The organism is Ammoniphilus soli, assembly GCF_040813775.1.
Genome location: NZ_JBEGDL010000108.1, coordinates 1 through 1,934 on the forward strand (window position 1 = coordinate 1; position 1,934 = coordinate 1,934).

The 1,934-nt window shown below is 46.6% G+C and carries 3 protein-coding genes; all 3 read left to right on the top strand.

All coding sequences use genetic code 11. The features are described 5' to 3' along the window. The first annotated feature begins 118 nt into the window (after positions 1 to 118). Positions 119 to 484, top strand: a complete 366-nt coding sequence (gene tnpA / locus ABLT31_RS38420; protein WP_367760982.1) for an IS66 family insertion sequence element accessory protein TnpA — start codon at positions 119 to 121, stop codon at positions 482 to 484. After that, a complete protein-coding gene (gene tnpB, locus ABLT31_RS38425; RefSeq protein ID WP_367760983.1) occupies positions 474 to 830 on the top strand; it encodes an IS66 family insertion sequence element accessory protein TnpB in 357 nt (118 codons plus the stop codon). The genes tnpA and tnpB overlap by 11 nt, the downstream gene beginning before the upstream one ends. Before the next feature lie 95 nt (positions 831 to 925). Next, the coding region (tnpC, locus tag ABLT31_RS38430; protein ID WP_367760984.1) for an IS66 family transposase at positions 926 to 1,934 on the top strand (1,009 nt) is incomplete at its 3' end.

Consider the following 1,934-nt stretch of genomic DNA (forward strand, 5'->3'; position numbering starts at 1 on the left):
GTAAGCGTCTAATAAGTCAGTGTATGGAAACTTCCCTAAGTCTTTGAGACAATCTTCTAAATTAGAGTTTGTAGAGTTTTTCGACCTAAATCGAAAAACTCCAAAGGGAGGTTTAGAGTTGAATACTAGGGAAGTTACTAACCAGTACCGTTTAAATAAGTGGACTGAGATCATCCGAGAATGCCGCAGTAGTGGGCAAACGATCTCTGCATGGTGTGCTGATCATGACATTAATCCGAAAACGTACTATTATTGGTTAAGACGTGTTCGGACGGCCGCCTGCGAAGCACTTCCGTCGCTTTCCCAAAACAACCCCATCGTTCCGGTAAGCATTCCAGTCTCCACAGCCAGGACCCATACCTCCGATCAAGAAGTAGTATCAGATATTGTCATACGTTTTGGTGGTATAACGCTGGAGATCCGGAACCATGCATCCGCAACGTTGATCGAAAACACCCTAAGGGCACTTCAACATGTTCGGTGATGTCTCAAAGGCAGAGAAAATCTATATTGCTTGTGGGTATACCGACATGCGAAAGTCCATTGATGGACTGGCCGCCATTGTCCAGCAGAATTTTCAGTTGAACCCTTTCCAGAACAGTCTGTTTCTCTTTTGTGGCCGACGACGCGATCGGATGAAAGCACTCTGTTGGGAAGGAGATGGATTTGTTCTCCTTTACAAGCGTTTGGAAAACGGAAAATTTCAATGGCCCATGCACGCTGAAGCCGTTCGCTCCATCACGTATCAAGAATTTCGGTGGCTTCTAGAAGGTCTTTCCATCGATCAACCTAAGGCCGTCAAAAAGATCCATATTTCGGCCTGTATTTAACAGCAAAAATCCCCTCAAACCCGCATCATTACTGGGCTTTTCGACACTCTTATGCTATACTTAATAATAGTATAAAACGAAAAGGAACGGTATTTATGAGCGCTGCAGATCAGGTAAAAGGACTCGAAAAACGCATAGGTGAACTGGAGTTGGAAAACAAACGGCTCCATGAAACGGTTGAATATCTGACGCGCAAGCTCTTCGGCAGAAGTACCGAGAAGACATCGTCCCTTTCATTGGGGCAGATGTCTCTTTTTGATGAAGCAGAAACGGAAGCGGACCCGATGGCGCCAGAGCCTGACCTGAAGGAGGTACAAAGTTACCGGCGAAAGAAATTTAAAGGTCAGCGGATGGAACTCTTGAAGGATATCCCTCACGACAAACGCCTCTGCACTCTTGATGAAGAAGACTGCTTTTGCGAAGCATGCAACACCACTCTTGTATCCGTAGGTGAAGAATTCGTTCGAACTGAAATCGAGTTCATTCCTGCCAAAGTGAGGGCCATCGATTATTACCGTGAAACCTTTGAGTGCCGCACCTGTCGTAAGAACGGGGAACCCTACATGGAGAAATCACCCATGCCTTATCCGGTGATCCAGCATTCCATGGCATCTCCTTCCACCGTGGCATGGGTCATGCATCAGAAATTCGTCAACGCCCTTCCTCTTTACCGTCAGGAAAAGGAGTGGCAGACACTGGGTGTAAATCTTAGTCGTGCGACCATGGCCAACTGGATTCTAGCCGCGTCCCGCGACTGGTTAGTGCCATTGGTGGAGCGCATGCATCAGAAGCTCTTGCAAGAAAACTATTTGCATGCTGATGAAACAACCGTCCAAGTGATGAATGAAGAGGGACGAAAAAATACCACCGATTCCTACATGTGGGTCTATAGCAGCGGCCAGCATAGCAAACACCCCATTCGAATCTTTGAATATCAACCTGGCAGAAGCGGCAAATACCCTCAGGAATTCCTAAAAGGGTTCAAAGGTTACCTTCACTCGGATGCATACGCGGGGTACAAAAAGATTCCAGCTATTACAAGGTGCCTCTGTTGGACGCATCTTCGAAGGAAATTCGTAGATGCCCTTCCGAAAGATATACATA